General features: G+C 73.7%; 15 protein-coding genes. 10 read left to right on the top strand and 5 right to left on the bottom strand.

The window, feature by feature from the left end; all coding sequences use genetic code 11:
• The first annotated feature begins 45 nt into the window (after positions 1-45).
• Both AB0J72_RS14220 and AB0J72_RS14225 read left to right on the top strand, forming a co-directional pair.
• The gene (locus AB0J72_RS14220) at positions 46-2,103 is read left to right on the top strand and encodes a sensor histidine kinase (protein WP_363398612.1); all 2,058 of its coding nucleotides are present in this window, start codon (positions 46-48) and stop codon (positions 2,101-2,103) included.
• Positions 2,093-2,749, top strand: a complete 657-nt coding sequence (locus tag AB0J72_RS14225; protein WP_363398614.1) for a response regulator transcription factor — start codon at positions 2,093-2,095, stop codon at positions 2,747-2,749. The genes AB0J72_RS14220 and AB0J72_RS14225 overlap by 11 nt, the downstream gene beginning before the upstream one ends.
• A gap of 667 nt (positions 2,750-3,416) precedes the next feature.
• Here AB0J72_RS14225 and AB0J72_RS14230 read toward each other — a convergent pair.
• From AB0J72_RS14230 to AB0J72_RS14240, 3 genes are all read right to left on the bottom strand, one after another.
• A complete protein-coding gene (locus AB0J72_RS14230) occupies positions 3,417-4,013 on the bottom strand; it encodes an ATP-dependent Clp protease proteolytic subunit (RefSeq protein ID WP_344502520.1) in 597 nt (198 codons plus the stop codon).
• Between the two features lie 9 nt (positions 4,014-4,022).
• The gene (locus AB0J72_RS14235; protein WP_363398616.1) at positions 4,023-4,778 is read right to left on the bottom strand and encodes a hypothetical protein; all 756 of its coding nucleotides are present in this window, start codon (positions 4,776-4,778) and stop codon (positions 4,023-4,025) included.
• An 82-nt stretch (positions 4,779-4,860) separates the two neighbouring features.
• The gene (locus AB0J72_RS14240; RefSeq protein WP_363398618.1) at positions 4,861-5,700 is read right to left on the bottom strand and encodes a tetratricopeptide repeat protein; all 840 of its coding nucleotides are present in this window, start codon (positions 5,698-5,700) and stop codon (positions 4,861-4,863) included.
• 126 nt (positions 5,701-5,826) lie between these two features.
• On the opposite strand from AB0J72_RS14240, the gene AB0J72_RS14245 reads away from it, so the two are divergent.
• The gene (locus AB0J72_RS14245; protein ID WP_363398620.1) at positions 5,827-6,327 is read left to right on the top strand and encodes a chemotaxis protein CheX; all 501 of its coding nucleotides are present in this window, start codon (positions 5,827-5,829) and stop codon (positions 6,325-6,327) included.
• 9 nt (positions 6,328-6,336) lie between these two features.
• On the opposite strand, the gene AB0J72_RS14250 is transcribed toward AB0J72_RS14245, so the two are convergent.
• Positions 6,337-8,889, bottom strand: a complete 2,553-nt coding sequence (locus tag AB0J72_RS14250; protein WP_363398621.1) for an EAL domain-containing protein — start codon at positions 8,887-8,889, stop codon at positions 6,337-6,339.
• 279 nt (positions 8,890-9,168) lie between these two features.
• On the opposite strand from AB0J72_RS14250, the gene AB0J72_RS14255 reads away from it, so the two are divergent.
• The 7 genes from AB0J72_RS14255 to meaB all read left to right on the top strand — a co-directional run bounded on the left by AB0J72_RS14255 (position 9,169) and on the right by meaB (position 17,340).
• The gene (locus tag AB0J72_RS14255; RefSeq protein ID WP_344502525.1) at positions 9,169-9,516 is read left to right on the top strand and encodes an MmcQ/YjbR family DNA-binding protein; all 348 of its coding nucleotides are present in this window, start codon (positions 9,169-9,171) and stop codon (positions 9,514-9,516) included.
• Complete coding sequence (locus AB0J72_RS14260) at positions 9,513-10,487, top strand: DUF1152 domain-containing protein (RefSeq protein WP_363398624.1); 975 nt, start codon at positions 9,513-9,515, stop codon at positions 10,485-10,487. The genes AB0J72_RS14255 and AB0J72_RS14260 overlap by 4 nt, the downstream gene beginning before the upstream one ends.
• A 56-nt stretch (positions 10,488-10,543) precedes the next feature.
• A complete protein-coding gene (locus tag AB0J72_RS14265) occupies positions 10,544-10,888 on the top strand; it encodes a hypothetical protein (protein WP_344502527.1) in 345 nt (114 codons plus the stop codon).
• 139 nt (positions 10,889-11,027) lie between these two features.
• Complete coding sequence (locus AB0J72_RS14270) at positions 11,028-12,314, top strand: ArsB/NhaD family transporter (RefSeq protein WP_363398626.1); 1,287 nt, start codon at positions 11,028-11,030, stop codon at positions 12,312-12,314.
• A 186-nt stretch (positions 12,315-12,500) separates the two neighbouring features.
• Entirely contained in the window at positions 12,501-14,252 is a 1,752-nt protein-coding gene (locus AB0J72_RS14275; RefSeq protein ID WP_363398628.1) for a methylmalonyl-CoA mutase subunit beta, read from the top strand.
• The gene (scpA, locus tag AB0J72_RS14280; RefSeq protein ID WP_363398630.1) at positions 14,249-16,369 is read left to right on the top strand and encodes a methylmalonyl-CoA mutase; all 2,121 of its coding nucleotides are present in this window, start codon (positions 14,249-14,251) and stop codon (positions 16,367-16,369) included. Before AB0J72_RS14275 ends, scpA begins: the two co-directional genes overlap by 4 nt.
• Positions 16,366-17,340, top strand: coding sequence for a methylmalonyl Co-A mutase-associated GTPase MeaB (meaB, locus tag AB0J72_RS14285; protein WP_363398632.1), 975 nt, complete (start codon positions 16,366-16,368; stop codon positions 17,338-17,340). The genes scpA and meaB overlap by 4 nt, the downstream gene beginning before the upstream one ends.
• A 92-nt stretch (positions 17,341-17,432) precedes the next feature.
• Here the strand turns inward: meaB and AB0J72_RS14290 are convergent, their stop codons facing one another.
• Complete coding sequence (locus AB0J72_RS14290; protein ID WP_363398634.1) at positions 17,433-18,224, bottom strand: alpha/beta hydrolase; 792 nt, start codon at positions 18,222-18,224, stop codon at positions 17,433-17,435.
• Positions 18,225-18,262 lie beyond the last annotated feature (38 nt).

Below are 18,262 nucleotides of genomic sequence, written 5' to 3' on the forward strand. Positions count from 1 at the left end.
CCGGTCCCCGGGACCGCGGGACTGCCTGGCTGACACGATGGCCGCATGCGCACGCGGCTCCCCACCATCGCCGGCGGGCTCTTCGTCCTGCTGGCACTCGCCTCGACGGTCATCTCGATCGTCCTGGACGCCGCGATCGGCGCCGAGCGCCGCGCCTCCGACGGCATCGAGGCGGGCTGGATCTCCGGCCTCGCCGGCCTGGCCCTCGCCGTGCCGGGCGCGCTGCTGGCCCGCAAGGTCCCGCGCAACCCGGTCGCCTGGATCCTGTGCGTCACCGGCCTGCACTGGTCCAGCGACGGCACGTTCGCGTCGTGGGTCGCGTACGCCACCGCCCACGACCCCTGGCTGCCCGGCGTCACCATCTCCTGGTGGATCTACCAACGGCTCGGCGCGGCGCTGCTGTTCTCGCTGCCGCTGCTGCTGATCTTCTACCCGGACGGCCGTCCGCCGGAGGGACGCTGGCGCTGGGCCTCGTTCATCAGCCTCGGGTTCACCGCGGTCCTGCCGGTCACGCTGCTGTTCGTCCCGACCCGCATCGCCGAGGCGCAGGTCGGCGGCGACGACCCCTCCTCGGACCTGAAGCTCTCGATCGACCTGCTCACGCTCCCCCTGCCCGACGGCGTCTGGGTCGTCCTGCTCCGCCTCGGCTATGCGGCGCTGCCGTTGAGCCTGCTGGTGCCCTTCGCGGTGGTGTTCCGCCGGTACCGGCAGGCGAAGGGCCTCGCCAAGACCCGCATGCGCTGGCTGGTCTGGGCCGGCGTCGTCGACGTGCTGGTCATGCTCTCCGCGCTGCTGCTGCCCCAGTCGGCGCTGTCGCTCGGCCTGTTCGTGGCGATCGTCGTCACCGGCGGCGCGATCGCGGTCGGCATCCTGCGCCCGCGCCTCGTGGACATCGACCGGCTCCTCGGCGGCACCGTGCTCTACGGCGCCCTGGCCACTCTCGTCGTCGCCGTCGACGCGATCCTGCTCGCCGCGGCGACGACCCTCCTCGGCGAGCAGGGTGCGGCCCTCGCCGGGCTGCTCGTCGTGATGCTCGTGTACGGCCCGCTGCGGCACCGCCTCTGGCAGCTGGTCCAGCGCGTGGTGCTCGGGCGGCGGCACGACCCGTACCGTGTCGTCTCCGGCCTCGCGGAGCAGCTCGAACGCACCGACAGCCCCGAGGACCAGCTGCTCGCCGTCGCGCGCAGCGTCGCCGAGGCGTTCAACGCCCCCTACGTCGCCGTCGAGGTCCACCGCGGCGGCGACTCGACCCTGCTCGCCGAGCACGGACAGCCGGTCCCGGACTGTTCTACGCTGCCCATCACGTACCGTGGCGAAACCGTCGGCAGACTGATCCTGCCCGCCGGCGGACCCCGCACCGACCTCTCCCCGCGCGACGAGCGGCTCCTCGCCGACGTGGTCCGGCAGGCGGCGGCCGCGGCACGCTCCAGTCACCTGGCCGCCGAGCTGCAGCTGAGCCGGGAACGCCTGGTCGGGGCCCGCGAGGAGGAGCGCCGCCGGGTGCGCCGCGACCTGCACGACGGGCTCGGCCCGGCGCTCGGCGGGGTGGCGCTGCGCATCGACACCGCCCGCAACCTGCTGAAGTCCTCGCCGTCCAGGGCCGACGGCATCCTGCGGCAGGCCCGGGAGGACGTGTCGACCGCGCTCGCCGACGTACGCCGCCTCGTGCACGACCTGCGCCCACCGGCCCTCGACGACGTGGGCCTGATCGGCGCCGTCGACCAGATCGCCGACCGCCTCCGCACGCCCGCCCTCGCGATCCGCGTCGCGGGCGCCCTGCCCTCGGGGCTGCCCGCGGCGGTGGAGGTGGCCGCCTACCGGATCGCCTCGGAGGCCTTGACGAACGTGTCGAAGCACGCGCGGGCGTCGTCGGTTGCCGCTGATTTTTCCGTTGTCTCGGACAGGTTGGTGGTGACGGTGACCGACGACGGCGCCGGGATCGCCGCCGGCACGCCGTCCGGGGTCGGGCTCATCTCGCTGCGGGAACGCGCCTCGGAGCTCGGCGGCAACTGCGAGATCGAGTGCCCGCCGGACGGCGGCACGACCGTGCGCGCCACACTGCCTCTAGGATCTTCCCGTCAGGAGGTGGCCGATGGCCGATGAACCGGTCCGGGTCCTGGTCGCCGACGACCACCCGATCTTCCGCGACGGCCTCGCCGTCCTCCTCGGCTCCGTCGACGGCATCGACGTCGTCGGCACCGCCGCCACCGGCGCGGAGGCCGTCGCCATCGCCGTCGACCTGCTCCCCGACGTCGTCGTCATGGACGTGCAGATGCCCGACCTGAACGGCATCGAGGCCACCCGCCGCCTCTCCGCCGAGGCCCCGTCCGTCGGCGTCGTCGTGCTCACCATGTCCGAGGACGACGGCACGGTCTTCAGCGCCGTCCGGGCCGGCGCCCGCGGGTACCTCGTGAAGGGCGCCGAACAGGAGGAGATCGTCCGCGCCATCGACACGGTCGCCTCCGGCGGCGCGGTCTTCGGCGCCACCCTCGCCCGCCGCATCGCCGAGTTCTTCGCCGCCGGCCCCCCGACCGCGACGACGGCCTTCCCCGAGCTCACCGCCCGCGAGCGCGAGATCCTCGAGCTCCTCGCCGCGGGCCGCTCCAACGCCCAGATCGCCCAGACCCTCTACCTGTCCCAGAAGACGGTCCGCAACAACGTCTCCAACGTCTTCGCCAAGCTCCAGGTCGCCGACCGTTCCGAGGCCATCGTCCGCGCCCGCGAGGCCGGCCTCGGCCGCCCCCAGTAGCCGCACTCCATCAGCACGAATGCCGCAAAGCCGGGCATTGACCAACGTCTGTAACGGACAGCGCGGGACCAGCCACACGCGCTTCGCACACGGACCAGCCGCGCGGACTTGCGACGCGGGACCAGCCGCGCGGGACCAGCCACCCGGACTTGCGACGCGGGACCAGCCGCGCGGGACCAGCCGCGCGGACTTGCGACGCGGGACCAGCCGCACGCGCTTCGCACACGGACCAGCCGCGCGGACTTGCGACGCGGGACCAGCCGCGCGGGACCAGCCACCCGGACTTGTGACGCGGGACCAGCCGCGCGGGCAGCACGCAACCATCGACCGAGCGAACGCCCCGTTCCAGCGACGGCCCGTCTCCACACCCGAAACCCCAGCCCGCGCCCCGCGCAGCGAGGAGCAGCCTTCACACACAGATGTTGATCAATGCCGTCGGCGGGATCGACGTTGCGCAATCCACCTACATTTCGATCTCTAAAACGAGGGTGGATCGCGCAGCGTCGATGCGCCAAAGCCGCAAATCCGGGCATTGACCAACGTCTGCCGTGGGCAGCGCGGGAACGGCCGCGCGGGAGCAGCGGCGGAAGACGCCGGGGATGGCGTCACCCGAGAGTACTTCGCAATGGAGTGTCTGAGGCGAGCACGCCTCGGGTGGGCGGGTGGGTCAGCGGGAGGTGATGGAGGAGATCAGGCCGTACTCGACGGCGTCCTCGGCGGACAGGACGCGGCCGGTGGACAGGTCGTCCTCGATGCGGGAGCGGGGCTGGCCGGTCGCGGCGGCGATGCGCAGGACCAGGTCCTCCAGGTCGCGCAGGTAGCGCCCGGCCTCGGCGACGACCTGGTCGGCGGTGCCGCCCGGGCTGGTGACCTTCGGCTCCGACAGGCGGAACCTGGCGTGCGCGAACGCCGTGCGGGTCGCCGCGGCGCAGAACACCCCGAGGGCGGCGCCGCCGACCTGGCCGACGGCGGTCGCGTGGACCGGGGCGTGCACGGCGTCGAGCGCGTCGACGAGCGTGAACACCGCTGCCAGCTGCCCCTCCTCCGCCGACAGGTGCAGCGTGATCGGATCGGCGCCGATCGCGTCGAGGGCGAGGAGCGTCGCCGCCGCCCGGCCCGCCATCTCGGGCTCGATCACCCCGCGCAGAAACACCATGCGCCGCCCGAACAGCTGCTCGTCGAGCCACGGCGCGTGCTGCGCCTGCGGCGGCTGCGGGTCTTCGTCGGGCCGCCACTCGGGCCGGAACCGCAAACTGTGCTCCATACGCCGACCCTAGGCGACCTCGCCCCCACCCGCCGCACCCCGTGTCCCCATTCCGCTGCGGGCGGAAGCCGGGCTCGCCGACCAGCCCAGGCAGACCGCGAGATCCCCGCCGTAGGTGGGGAACGGGTGCCGGCCCGCGGCGGCGAGCTCGTGGCCCAGGCGGAGGCGGTCGCCCCAGGTGGGGTTTCTCCGCAGCCAGCGCTCCAGGTACGGCTCGACGAGGTCGGGCCGGTCGCGGGCGGCCAGCCACTCGACCAGCGACGACGGCGAGTTGGTGCGGTCGCCGGGCACCGTGACCACGGCCCGGTCCGGGTCGCCCGCCTCGTCGAACCACGGCAGCACCGCGTCGCGCACCACGGCCGCGAAGGTGGCGAGTGCCGCGGGGCGGCGGGCGGGGTCGGTCAGGTCGATCTCGCCGTCGGGGTAGTCGCCGTACACGTAGCCGTTGGCGCGACCGGCCGCGTACCCGAGCGGGTGACCGATCGCCCAGCTGCCCTGGTCCGGGAGCAAGCAGCGGCCGGGGTTGGCCCGCCGCCAGGTGGTCAGGACCGCGTCGTGCAGGATCAGGCCCGTCTGCACCGTGATGGTGCCGGTTGCGCGGTTCGCCGGCGACGACTGGAACCAGACCTCGTGCGTGACGCCGCCGACGGTACGGGTGAGGTTGCGGCGACGGGCCGACCAGGCGAAACCGGTGCCGGTCAGCAGGCCACCCAGGTGGTGACCCGCCGCGGCGACGACGTCCGCCGGCCGCCGCGCCGAACCCAAAGCCGCAACCGAAACCGAAACCGAAGCGGAAGCCGACGCCGGAGCCGGAGCCGGAGCCGGAGCCGGAGCCGGGTCGGTCATGTCACGAGTGGGGGCGGTCGAGGCCGAGGTGGTCGAGCCAGTCGTCCACGGGGTGGCCCAGGTCCTCGGCGGTGTCGAACCAGTGGGCGGCGGTGGCGGCGTCCTCGGGGACGCCCTCGCCGGTGAGGTGCATGTAGCCGAGCATGGCGGCGGCGCGGGGGTTGCCGGCGTCGGCGGCGCGGCGGTAGTAGGCGGCGGCGAGGGTCAGGTCGGCGGGGAAGCCGTCGCCGGTGGCGTGCGCGGCGCCGAGGTTGTACAGCGCCCGTGGCTGGCCGAGGTCGGCGGCGCGCAGCAGCCAGCGGCGGCCGAGGTCCTCGTCGCGGGGGACGCCTTCGCCGGTCGCGTGCAGCACGTACAGCTCGAAGGCGGCGTCGGCGTCGCCCTGCGCGGCGGCCCACTCGTGGTGCGGCACGGCGGCGGCCGGGTCGCCGAGCCACTGCTCCAGCAGCCCCAGCCGGTAGCGGGCGGCGGGGTCGGTGGCGGCGTGCGGGCGCAGGTGCTCGCGGGCCGTCCGCTGCGCGTCGGCCGGGCCGTCGGCGCACGCACGGGCGAAGAGCAGCGCCCCGTCGCGGTCGCCGAGCGCGGCGGCCTCGGCGAAGCACTGTCGGGCCTGGTCCAGCGTGGTCCCGCCGGCGGGGAAGGCAGGGGCGAGCACGGCACCGCTCACGCCGAGGTAGCAGTGGCCGAGCTCGGTCCAGGCGCGGGCGCTGCCCGACCGGCCGGCGGCGCTGAGCCCCGCGACGACCTCCTCGGCCGCCGTGAGCGGCAGGATGCCGATCATCAGGTCGCCGCGGTTGATACGGCCCGCGAGGTCGATGCAGTGTGACTCGTCGAACTCCACCCGCGCAACCTAGCAGCCGCCGGCCCGCGACCGTCCTGGAGTGAATTTCCCGTTTCCGTCGGGCTGCCACTTTCGGCTGTCACCATGCGGGTGACGGGTACAGCTTCCAAGACCTCTGGAGTGCGCATGGTGGACGCCTCGCTCAACGAGTCCGGCCTCGCCGACACGGATCTCGTCGAGATCGTCAACGAGGTCTGGGACGCGTACCTGCAGCAGCCGGACGCCCAGGCGACCGATCACGAGCCGGTGCTGGACATGCGTCCGATCACCGCCGCCGTCTCGATCACCGGCGCCTGGGAGGGTCACGTGCGGGTGCTCGTACCGGCGGCGGCGGCGAACGACATCACCGGCCTGATGCTCGCCATGGAGCCCGACGAGGTCACGGACCAGGACGTCACCGACGCCATGGGTGAGCTGATCAACGTGGTCGGCGGCAACCTGAAGAACCGCGGCACCCAGCCGGCGAAGCTGGGCCTGCCCGTCGTCGCGACCGGCAAGATGCTGTTCCCGTCGACCCGCGAGACGCACCGGCTCGCCGTCGGCTGGCAGGGCAAGCCGGACGAGCCGATCACGTTCAGCGTGCTGCACGTGCACCGGGACCGGCCGGTCACCAGCCGCATGGCGTGACCGTGGCGGTCACCAGGTTCGCTGCCGCACCAGCGCGGCCTCGATGCGTTCCGCCGGTGCCGGCGTGCCGTAGTAGTGGCCCTGGCCGTAGCGGCAGCCCGCGGTCCGCACGACCTGCAGGTGCCGCTCCGCCTCCAGACCGTGGGCGACGACCGTCACGTTGAGCCGCTGCGCGAGGTTCACGACGACGTCGATGATCGGCGCCGCGGCCCCGCCGCCCGCCGGGTGCGCCGCGAAGAGGGCGCCGTCGACCTTCAGCACGTCCGTCGGCAGCCGCCGCAGGTGCGCCAGTGACGTGGCGCCGGTGCCGAAGCCGTCCAGCGCGGTCCGCACCCCGATGGCCCGCACCGTGGCCAGGGGCTCGACGGCCCGGTCGAGGTCCACCCCGAGCTCCCGCTCCGACAGCTCCACGACCAGGTCCGGCGGGTCGATCTGGTGGCTGTCGAGGGCGAGGCTGAGCCGGCCGGCGAACCCTTCGGCGACGAGGTCGTCGATCGCCACGTTGACCGACATCCACAGCTGGTACCCCTCGTGCTGCCACGACGACAGCTGCCGGCACGCCTGGTTGAGCACCCAGTCGTGGATCTCGCCGGTGATCCCGAGCTCCCGCGCCACCTCCAGGGTCTCCCTCGGCGGGACCGTGCCGAGGGTGGGGTGCCGCCAGCGCAGCAGCGCCTCCACCCCGATCGGGTGCCCTTCGACGAGGTCGTAGACCGGGTGGTACGCGAGGTCGAGCTCGCCGCGCTCGGCCGCCTGTGGCAGGTGCTGCTCGAGCGTGGCCCGCCGCACGTAGGCGTCCTCGACGGCGGCGTCGTGCCACTCGACCTTGCCGCGCCCGCCGCGTTTCGCCCGGCGCAGCGCCAGCCCGGCGCGGCGCAGCGACTCCTCGGCGCCTCCGGCGGCCGGGGCGAGCCCGATCCCGGCGGACAGCTGCAGGTCGGCGCCGGGCAGCGGGTACGGCTCGCCGAGGTCGCCGAGCAGCCGCGTCGCGAGCGTGAACGCGTGGACCTTGTCGACCCCGGTGTACACCGCGAACTCGTCGCCGTTGAGCCGCGCCGCGACGTCGCCCTTGCCGATCGCGGCGCGGATGCGGGCGGCGGCCTCGACCAGCATCGCGTCGCCGACGTCGGAGCCGTGCAGGTCGTTGACGCCCGCGAAGCCGTCCAGGCCGATCATCATCAGGTGGCCGGTCTTGTCCTCGAGGTGGGCCAGCAGCGTCCCGCGGTTGGCCAGGCCGGTCAGCGGGTCGGTCCGCTGCGTGCGCTGCAGGCTGCGCTCCAGGTCCTGTTCGGCGGTGACGTCCCGCAGGTGCACGACGACGCCGTCGACCTCGGGGTTGCCGCGTTCGTCGGTGACGCTGACCTCGACCGGCCGCCACGCCCCGAACCCGTCCTGGATCCTGGCCCGCACCGGCTGCGGCGACGTCCGGTCCAGGGCCAGCTCGTCGGCGTCGCCGGGGCGCACCAGCTGCAGGAACGGCCGGCCGACCACGTCCTGGTCCGACAGCCCGAACTGCCGCGCCGCGGCCGCCGACTGCCACCGCACCGACAGGTCCCGGTCCAGCACCACGATGACGTCGGAGGATCCCGCGACCAGCGTGCGGAAGGTCGCCTCCTGCGCGTCGAGCTGGCCGCTGTACCGGCGCAGCGCGACCGCCTCGAGCAGCTCGCGTGCCGCGACGGCCAGCACGGCGAGCGTGCCGATGACCATCGCGGGCGTGCCGAGCTGCCCGCGGCTGACGAGCGCGTACAGCACCGCGGCGGCGCCGGCGAGGACGGGCGCGACGAGCAGCGGGTCGCCGATCAGCGTGCCGTCGGTGGCGGGCCGGCCGGGCTGGCGGTCGACGTACACCGACCGGCACGCCCCGGCCCAGACCAGCACCGACCCGAGGACGAGCAGGCCGCCCGCGACGAGCAGCCAGGTGCCGCCGCCGGCGGGCCGCAGCGGCAGCACCGCCAGGCCGAGGACCAGGAGCGCGACGCCCCCGGCGGCGGTGACGGCGGCCCAGCGCGGGAACGGCGCCCATACGCCGCTGACGACCGCGACCGTGATGCCGACGATCGCGAGCAGGCAGGTGGTGAAGACGGTGGGGCTGGGGTCGCCGTGCTGTTCGAGGACGAGGACGAGCAGGGTCAGGAACTTCCACAGTGCGACGCAGATCCCGTCGAGCGCCCGCCGGAACGCGCCGGGCGTGTCGACGGTGACCCCGGGCAGCTTCAGCAGGCCGGCCACGAGCGCCGCCCCCGCGACCGGCGCGACGTACCCGGCGACGGGCGTGGCCACGGCGGAGACCCCGGCGCCGAAGACCCCCGAAGCGAGCGCCACGAGACTGAACACGGTGCCGCGCGGCAGCGCCTTCGGCGCGGCGGCGACGGCCTCGTCCGCGTGCGGGTGCTGCCGGCCGGCGCCGACCGCGAGGCGCAGCAGCCAGGCGGCGTGCAGGGTAACCGCGGCCGCGGCGGCGACGAGGACGGCGACCCCGGCCGGCAGCCCGAGCGGCGGCCCGCCGACGAGGACGGCCGCCGCGACGGTCAACGTGAGCGGTGCCGAGGCCATGAGCATCCGGCCTCGTGATCTGTGCGCGCCACCGATACCCGGTTTCATCGCGTCGGTCCGTTCGCTCGCTCGGCAGGGGGTCCTAGCTGCCCCCAGCAACGACGGGCGCGGCCAGGGGTGACGTCAAGGTCACCCGATCGAACGAAACTCCGCCCGTTTTGCGGCGGTTTATGGATATACGGCTCGGGGCCGATGTGAGCGGCGCGCCGGGATGGGTAGCAGGGCGGGTTTGCCCGCCCCTCGCGGGGGCCCTGCGGGGTGGGTCCGGCATGCCAGGATGAGCCGATGGGGAGCGTCGACGAGGTACGCGCGGTGGCGCTGAGCCTGCCGCGGACGACGGAGCACCTGATCCGCGACCGGGTCAAGTTCCGGGTGGGCAGCATCGTCTACCTGGCGCTGTCGCAGGACGAGACGACGCTGGGGTTCGCGTTCCCGAAGGAGGAGCGCGACGCCCTCGTGGCGACCGACCCCGGCCGGTTCTTCCTGCCGCCACTGTCGGACCTGCGGTTCAACTGGGTCTGCGGCCACCTCGCCGAGCTCGGCGGCGAGGAGCTGCGTGACCTGATCGTCGACGCGTGGCGGATGGTGGTCCCGAAGCGCGTCTACGCCGCCTGGCACCAGAGCCTGTCGTGAGCGCACCAGAGCCTGTCGTGAGCCTGGCCGTGCCGCCGTTGTTCGCGGCGCTCGCCGGGGCGCGCAGCGTCCTGGTCGCCGGGGCGGGCGGCGGCTTCGACGTGTACGCCGGGCTGCCGCTGGCGCTCGCGCTGCGCGCCCAGGGGAAGGTCGTGCACCTGGCGAACCTGTCGTTCACGGCGCTCGAGCTGCTCGACCTCGACGCGTGGCTCGCGCCCGGCGTCGCGCTGGTGACGGCGCGGACGGAAGGGCTCGAGGACTACTTCCCGGAGCGGGCGCTCGCGCGGTGGCTGCGGGGGCAGCGGGAGCCGGACATCGTGTACGCGTTCCCGCGCACCGGGGTGCGACCGCTGCGGGAGGCCTACGCGACGCTCGCCGGGCAGCTCGACCTCGACGCGGTCGTGCTCGTCGACGGCGGCACCGACATCCTCATGCGCGGCGACGAGGCCGGGCTCGGCACCCCGGCGGAGGACATGACGAGCCTCGCCGCGGTCGCGGGCCTCGACGTGCCGGTGAAGCTGGTGACGTGCGTGGGGTTCGGGATCGACGCGTACCACGGCGTCCGGCACACCCAGGTGCTGGAGAACATCGCCGCGCTCGACCGTGACGGCGCCTACCTCGGCGCGCTGTCGATCCCGTCGGCGAGCCGGGAGGCGGCCCTCTACCGGGACGCCGTCGCGCACGCGCAGGCCGCGACGCCGCTGCGGCCGAGCATCGTCAACGGGCAGATCGCGGCGGCGAGCCGGGGCGAGTCCGGCGACGTGCGGTTCACCAGCCGCACGGGCGGCAGCACCCTGTTCGTGAACCCGCTGATGACCATCTACTTCAGCTTCACCGTCGACGGCCTGGCGAGCCGGGTGCTGTACCTGGACACGCTCGAGGACACGGTCCGCATGGAGCAGGTGGTGGCCCGCATCGGGCGGTTCCGCGCCGGCGTCACGCCGCGGCCCGCGCGGCCTTTTCCACACTGACGGGTGCCGGACAGCTGGTAGCCTTGCGGATTCGGCGAGCGGGGTGGAGGTGAGGCGTGAGGACCGCACTGCGCACGACCGCGGTCAGTCTCGCGCTGAGCATCTGCGCCATGCTGCTCGGCCTGACCCAGGCCCACCACACGCTGCCCGGCGACACGTTCCAGGTCGCGCGGACGGCGAGCGTCGCGTCGGCGGCGCCGGGAGCGGAGGCGCCCCAGGGGCGCAAGCTCCCCCGCACCGGCGACACCGGCGCCGACGGGGCGCACTGGCTCGTGGTGCTGCCCGCCACCGTCGACGTCACGCCGCCGGCGGCCCGCTGGTCCGCGGCGGCCGGCCCGTCCCACGTCCACAGTGGACGCTGCGGGGCCACCCCGGGCTGCCGGGGCCCGCCCACTTCCTGAGGTTCCACGCCTTTCCGCAGCCGTGACCCCGCCGGGGTCGACGGTTTCGTCGCGTTGTCCTTCAGGAGGTTTCCGTCATGTACCGCATACCGGCACGCCCGCGTCAGCTCGTCACTCCGCACGGCCCGCCGGGCCGCCGGTGAGCGCCGTCGCCGCGATCGTCATCTTCACGGTCGCGTTCGCCCTCATCGCCACCGAAAAGGTCCACCGGGTCGCCGTCGCCCTGTTCGCCGCCGGCATGATGGCCCTGCTGGGCCTGGTGCCCGGCAAGGACGTGTTCTTCTCCGAGCACGCCGGCATCGACTGGAACGTCATCTTCCTGCTGCTCGGCATGATGATCATCGTCGGGGTCATCAAGCAGACCGGCGTCTTCGAGTTCCTCGCCATCTGGGCGGCGAAGCGCTCCGGCGGCCGGCCGTACAAACTCCTCGTGATGCTCATGGTCATCACCGCGGTCGCGTCGCCGTTCCTCGACAACGTCACCACGATCATGCTGGTCGCGCCGGTGACCGTGCTGGTGTGCCGCAAGCTGGGCATCCCGGCCGCGCCGTACCTGATCGCGGAGGCCCTCGCCTCCAACATCGGCGGCGCCGCCACACTCATCGGCGACCCGCCGAACATCATCATCGGCAGCCGCGCCGGCCTGACGTTCAACGACTTCGTCGTGCACATGGCCCCGATCGTCGTCGTCCTGTTCGTGCTGTTCGTGCTGCTGGCGTGGGTCATGTTCCGCAAGCGCTTCGAGTACCACCCGGAGCGTGTCGCCGAGGTCATGGCCATGGACGAGCGCGCGTCGATCACCGACCGGCGGCTGCTGATCCGGTGCCTGGCGGTCCTCGGGCTGGTCGTCACCGGCTTCGCGCTGCACGCCGTCATCCACGTCGAGCCGGCCATCATCGCGCTGCTCGGCGCCGGGCTGATGGTGCTCGTATCCCGGGTCCCCACCGCCGCCTACCTGGAGGAGGTGGAGTGGTCGACGCTGGTGTTCTTCATGGGCCTGTTCGTGATGGTCGGCGGCCTCGTCGAGACCGGCGTCATCCACCGCATCGGCACCTGGGCGACCGGCCAGGTCGGCGACGACTGGTTCCTCGCCGCGACCGGGCTGCTGTTCGGATCCGCCGTGCTCGGCGCGTTCTTCGACAACATCCCGTACGTGGCGACGATGGCCCCGATCGTCGAGGACATCGTGGCGACCACCCCCGACCCGGCCACCGGCCAGTCGCTGTGGTGGGCGTTCGCCCTCGGCGCCGACTTCGGCGGCAACGGCACCGCCGTCGCCGCCAGCGCCAACGTCGTCGTGCTGGGCATCGCCGCCCGCTCCGGCGAGCCGATCAGCTTCTGGCAGTTCACCCGCTACGGCATCGTCACCACCGTGATGACCACCGTCATCGCCTGGGGCTACGTCTGGTTGCGCTACTTCTCCTGACCCACGCCCCACACAGGGTGACCGCCCCGGCCACCGGGGCGGTCACCCGCGGCGCTACCAGGTCCGGCGCTTCACATCTCTGGGGTTTGTCGGAGCGGCGAAGGGGACGAAACGATGAGATATTCGACGGGTGGACCATTTCACAACAGCTGCGGGGCCGCGGTCGCGGGCCCTTAACATCCGGTCATGAGTGAGGCTGTGCGCCTCGGCGCCGACTTCGCCGACGGTGACCTGGAGCAGTGGCAGCGGCTGGCGCTGGCAGTGCTGCGCAAGACCGGCGCCGCCGACGACAGCACGCCGCCGGAGGCGGTCGCGGAGCTGCTGGGCAGCGCCACGTTTGACGGGATCGCGGTGGCGCCGCTGTACACCGCCGCCGACGCGGCCGGGTTGCCGGCGGCCGGGTGGCCGGGTCAGGCGCCGTTCATCCGCGGCGGCAGCGCGCAGCCGCGGGCGTGGGACGTGCGGCAGCGGCACACCGACCCCGACGCGAAGGCGACCCGCGAGGCGATCCTCGCCGACCTGGAGAACGGGGCGACCTCGATCTGGCTCGACGGGATCGCGCCCGGCAGCATCCCCGACGTCCTCGACGGCGTGTACCTCGACCTCGCCCCCGTCGTGCTCGACTGCGGCGCCGCGACGGAGGACGCCGCGCGCGTGTTCCTCGGCCTGCCGGGTGACGACAAGCGCGGCAACCTCGGCGCCGACCCGCTCGGGTGGCAGGCGAAGACCGGGGAGCCCGCCGACCTCGGCCTGCTCGGCCGGCTCGCGAAGCAGGCCCCGCGGCACGTGCCGGTGGCGACGGTCGACGCGACGCCCTACCACGAGGCCGGCGGCAGCGACGCCGAGGAGCTCGGCTTCGCCGCCGCGACCGGGGTCGCGTACCTGCGGGCGTTCGTCGACGCGGGGATGAGCGCCGGCATGGCGCTGCGCCAGCTGGAGTTCCGCTACGCGGCCGGCCAGGACCAGTTCGCGACGATCGCGAAGCTGCGGGCGGCCCGGCGGATCTGGTCGAGGATCGCGACGGTCTGCGACGTGCCACACCTCGGCGCGCAGGTGCAGCACGCGGTGACGAGCGCGGCGATGATGACGGCCCGCGACCCGTGGGTGAACCTGCTGCGCACCACCGTCGCCTGCTTCGCCGCCGGGGTCGGCGGCGCCGACGCGGTGACGGTGCTGCCGTTCGACGCGCGGCTCGGGCTGCCCGACGGCTTCTCCCGGCGGATCGCGCGCAACACCTCGACGCTGCTGGTCGACGAGGCGCACGTGGCCCGGGTCCTCGACCCGGCCGGCGGCTCGTGGTTCGTGGAGTCGCTGACCGACGCGCTCGCGCACGCCGCCTGGGACGTGTTCGTCGAGGTCGAGCGGGCCGGCGGGATGGGCGCCGCGCTCGGCAGCGGGCTCGTCGCCGACCGGGTCGCCGCGACCTGGCAGCGCCGCGCCGACCGGATCGCGCACCGCCTCGACCCGATCACCGGCGTCAGCGAGTTCGCGTCCCTGGAGGAGCGGCGGCCGGTCCGCTCCCCCGCGCCGCAGGCACCGTCGGGTGGGCTGCCGCGGCACCGGTACGCCGAGGCGTTCGAATCCCTGCGCGACGCCGCCGACGGCTCGGACCAGGTCGTCAGCCTGGTCACGCTCGGCCCGGTCGCGGCGCACACCGCGCGGGCGTCGTTCGCGGCCAACCTGTTCGCCGCCGGCGGCATCCGCACGGTCCACAATGGACCCTCGCCGACCGTGGCGTGCATCTGCGGCTCCGACCGTTCCTACGCCGGGGAGGCCGAGGACACCGCCCGCCGGTTGAAGGCCGAGGGCGTGAAGACCGTCTGGCTGGCGGGGAAACCCGCCGGCTACGAGCACGTCGACGACTACCTGTACACCGGCTGCGACGCACTCGCCGTGCTCCGCCGCACACATCTGGACCTGGGACTGGTGGCGCCGTGATCCCCGACTTCACCGAGGTCGCCCTCGGCACCCCCCGCGTCGACGCCACCCCGCCGGAGCCCGCCGAGGCGTGGCCGACCCCGGAGGGCATCGACGTCGCCGGCGTCCACGGCGCACCCGACCTCGACGGGCTCGACTTCCTCGACACGTACCCGGGGATCGCCCCGTTCCTGCGCGGGCCCTACCCGACGATGTACACCACGCAGCCGTGGACGGTCCGCCAGTACGCCGGGTTCTCCACCGCCGAGGAGTCCAACGCCTTCTACCGGCGCAACCTCGCCGGCGGGCAGAAGGGCCTGTCCGTCGCCTTCGACCTCGCCACCCACCGCGGCTACGACTCCGACCACCCGCGGGTCGCCGGCGACGTCGGCATGGCCGGCGTCGCGATCGACTCCATCCTCGACATGCGGCAGCTCTTCGACGGCATCCCGCTGGACAAGATGAGCGTGTCGATGACGATGAACGGGGCGGTGCTCCCCGTGCTCGCCCTCTACATCGTCGCCGCCGAGGAGCAGGGCGTCGCGCCGGAGCAGCTGTCCGGCACGATCCAGAACGACATCCTCAAAGAGTTCATGGTCCGCAACACCTACATCTACCCGCCCGCCCCGTCGATGCGGATCATCAGCGACATCTTCCGGTACACCTCGGAGAAGATGCCGAAGTTCAACTCGATCTCCATCTCCGGCTACCACATCCAGGAGGCCGGGGCGACCGCCGACCTGGAGCTCGCCTACACCCTGGCCGACGGCGTCGAATACCTGCGCGCCGGCCGCGACGCCGGCCTCGACGTCGACGTGTTCGCGCCGCGGCTGTCGTTCTTCTGGGCCATCGGCATGAACTTCTTCATGGAGGTCGCGAAGCTGCGCGCCGGCCGGCTGCTGTGGGCGAAGCTCGTGCGCGAGTTCGGCGCGAAGAACCCCAAGTCGCTGAGCCTGCGCACGCACTGCCAGACGTCCGGCTGGTCGCTGACCGCGCAGGACGTGTTCAACAACGTGGTCCGCACCTGCGTCGAGGCGATGGCCGCCACCCAGGGCCACACCCAGTCGCTGCACACCAACGCCCTCGACGAGGCCCTGGCGCTGCCGACCGACTTCTCCGCCCGCATCGCCCGCAACACGCAGCTGCTGCTGCAGCAGGAGTCCGGCACGACCAGGGTCATCGACCCGTGGGGCGGCAGCGCGTACGTGGAGCGCCTCACCCACGACCTCGCCGCCCGCGCCTGGCAGCACATCCAGGAGGTCGAGGCGGCCGGCGGCATGGCCCGCGCCATCGACGAGGGCATCCCGAAGCTGCGCATCGAGGAGGCGGCGGCCCGCACCCAGGCCCGCATCGACTCCGGCCGGCAGCCGGTGATCGGGGTCAACAAGTACCGGCCCGACGCCGACGAGCCGATCGAGGTCCTGAAGGTCGACAACTCCTCCGTCCGCGCCCAGCAGCTGGCGAAGCTCGCGCGGCTGCGCGCTTCCCGCGACGCCGCCGCGACGCAGGCCGCCCTGGACGCGTTGACGGCCGGCGCCGCGTCGGACGGCAACCTCCTGGAGCTGTCGGTCGCGGCGGCCCGCGCGCACGCCACCGTCGGGGAGATCTCCGACGCTCTGGAGAAGGTGTTCGGGCGGCACACGGCGCAGATCCGTACCATCTCCGGGGTGTACCGCGACGAAGCCGGCAACGACGAGCTCATCGACCGGGTCCGCGCCGCCACCGCCGAGTTCGCCGAGGAGGAGGGGCGCCGCCCCCGCATCCTCGTCGCGAAGATGGGCCAGGACGGCCACGACCGCGGGCAGAAGGTCGTCGCGACCGCGTTCGCCGACCTCGGCTTCGACGTCGACGTCGGCCCGCTCTTCCAGACGCCGGACGAGGTGGCCCGCCAGGCGGTCGAGGCCGACGTGCACATCGTCGGCGTCAACTCCCTCGCCGCCGGGCACCTCACCCTCGTCCCCGCGCTGCGCGACGCCCTCGCCGCCCTCGGCCGCGACGACATCCTCGTCATCGTCGGCGGCGTCATCCCCCAGCAGGACTTCGACGAGCTGCGCGCCGCCGGCGCCGCCGCGATCTTCCCGCCGGGCACGGTGATCGCCTCCGCGGCCCTGGACCTGCTCGCACAACTGCGCCGGTGACCGCACTCCTGGAGGGGGTGCTCGCCGGGCACCGCGCGTCGATCGGGCGGGCGATCACCCTCGTGGAGTCGACCCGCCCCGACCACCGCGCCCAGGCGCAGGAGCTGCTCGTCGCGCTGACCCCGCACGCGGGCCGGGCCCGCCGCGTCGGCGTCACGGGCGTCCCCGGCGTCGGCAAGTCCACGTTCATCGACGCGCTCGGCACGTTCCTCACCGGCGCCGGGCACCGGGTCGCGGTCCTCGCCGTCGACCCGTCCTCGACCCGCACCGGCGGCAGCATCCTCGGCGACAAGACCAGGATGGCCCGCCTCGCCGTCGACGACGCCGCCTTCGTACGGCCGTCGCCCACGTCGGGCACCCTCGGCGGCGTGGCCCGCGCGACCCGCGAGGCGATGACCGTCGTCGAGGCGGCGGGCTACGACGTCGTCCTCGTCGAGACCGTCGGCGTCGGCCAGTCCGAGACCGCCGTCGCCGGGATGGTCGACACGTTCCTGCTGCTGGCGCTCGCCCGTACCGGCGACCAACTGCAAGGCATCAAGAAGGGCGTCCTGGAGCTCGCCGACGTCATCGCCGTCAACAAGGCCGACGGCCCGCACGAGCCCGACGCCCGCAAGGCCGCCCGCGAGCTCGCCAGCGCGCTGCGCCTGCTGCACACGTCCGGCGCCCGCGACTGGCAGGTGCCGGTCGTCACCTGCAGCGGCCTCACCGGCGCCGGCCTGCCCGACCTCTGGTCCCGCCTCGAGGCCCACCGCGACCACCTGTCGTCGTCGGGCGCCCTCGACCGCCACCGCGAGGCGCAGCGGATCGCGTGGATCTGGGAGACCGCCCGCGCGACCCTCCTGGACCGCCTGCGCACCGACGCCGCCGTGCGGGCCCTCGCCCCCGACCTGGAGGACCGGGTCCGCGCCGGCACCATGACCCCCGGCCAGGCCGCCGACGCCATCCTCGCCGCCTTCCACCGCCCGGCGTAGCGAACCTCAGGCGGCGCCCTTCGGCTCCGGCGGCGCCTCCCGCTCAGACGGTGCCGGCCAGGCCGCGGTCGTCAGGTCGGCGCGGCCGAGGTTCACAGGGACTGCTGCTTCAGCCAGGTCAGGCAGGTGTCCGCCACCTCGCGCCAGCCGGAGTCGATGGTCAGCGAGTGCGCCCGGTCCGGGAACGTGACGAGGTCGGTGACGGCCTCGGAGTGGCGGTACTGCTTGAGGGTCGCCCGGGTCACCGACTCGGGGACGGTGTGGTCCTTGCCGCTGGCGATCAGCAGCAGCGGGCCGCGGGTCTGGTTGCCGGTGGCGACCTTCGCCGGGGAGTGCGGGTCGAAGTTCGCGGTGGCCGCCTCGAACAGCGGCTTGCCCGGCGCGGGGATCGTCCAGCGCTCGTGGAGCTCGTCGGACTCCTGCTCGGAGACGGTGTTGGCGAAGGCGAACCGGAACTGCTCCGCGGTCAGGGAGACGGCCCGGTGCAGGTTCGCCGGATTCCTGAAGACCGGCAGCGTGGCCCGCAGCGCCGACAGCGGCACCGGCAGCACGCCCTTGATCTGAGCGGCGTCGATCGCGATGGCGGCGAGGGCACGGTCCTGGCCCAGCAGCTTCTGGGCGATCATCCCGCCGAACGAGTGCCCGATCAGGATCGGCGGCGAGGGCAGCCGCTCGATGACGCCGGCGAAGTGCTCGACGACGTCGTCGATGCCGTGGTCGCCGATCGCGTCGGGGTGCCGCCGCGACGCCTCGACCGTGGCGCCGTCACCGGGCCAGCCGGGGGCGTGCGGGTCGTAGCCGGCGTCCCGGAACAGCTGGATCCACGGGTCCCACGACGAGGCGTGCAGCCAGAGGCCATGGATGAAGAGCACGGGCGTGGTCACGGTTCGTCTCCACTCGACGCGGGCAGGTGCAGCGGTCG

The organism is Dactylosporangium sp. NPDC049742, assembly GCF_040674675.1.
GTDB lineage: Bacteria > Actinomycetota > Actinomycetes > Mycobacteriales > Micromonosporaceae > Dactylosporangium > Dactylosporangium maewongense.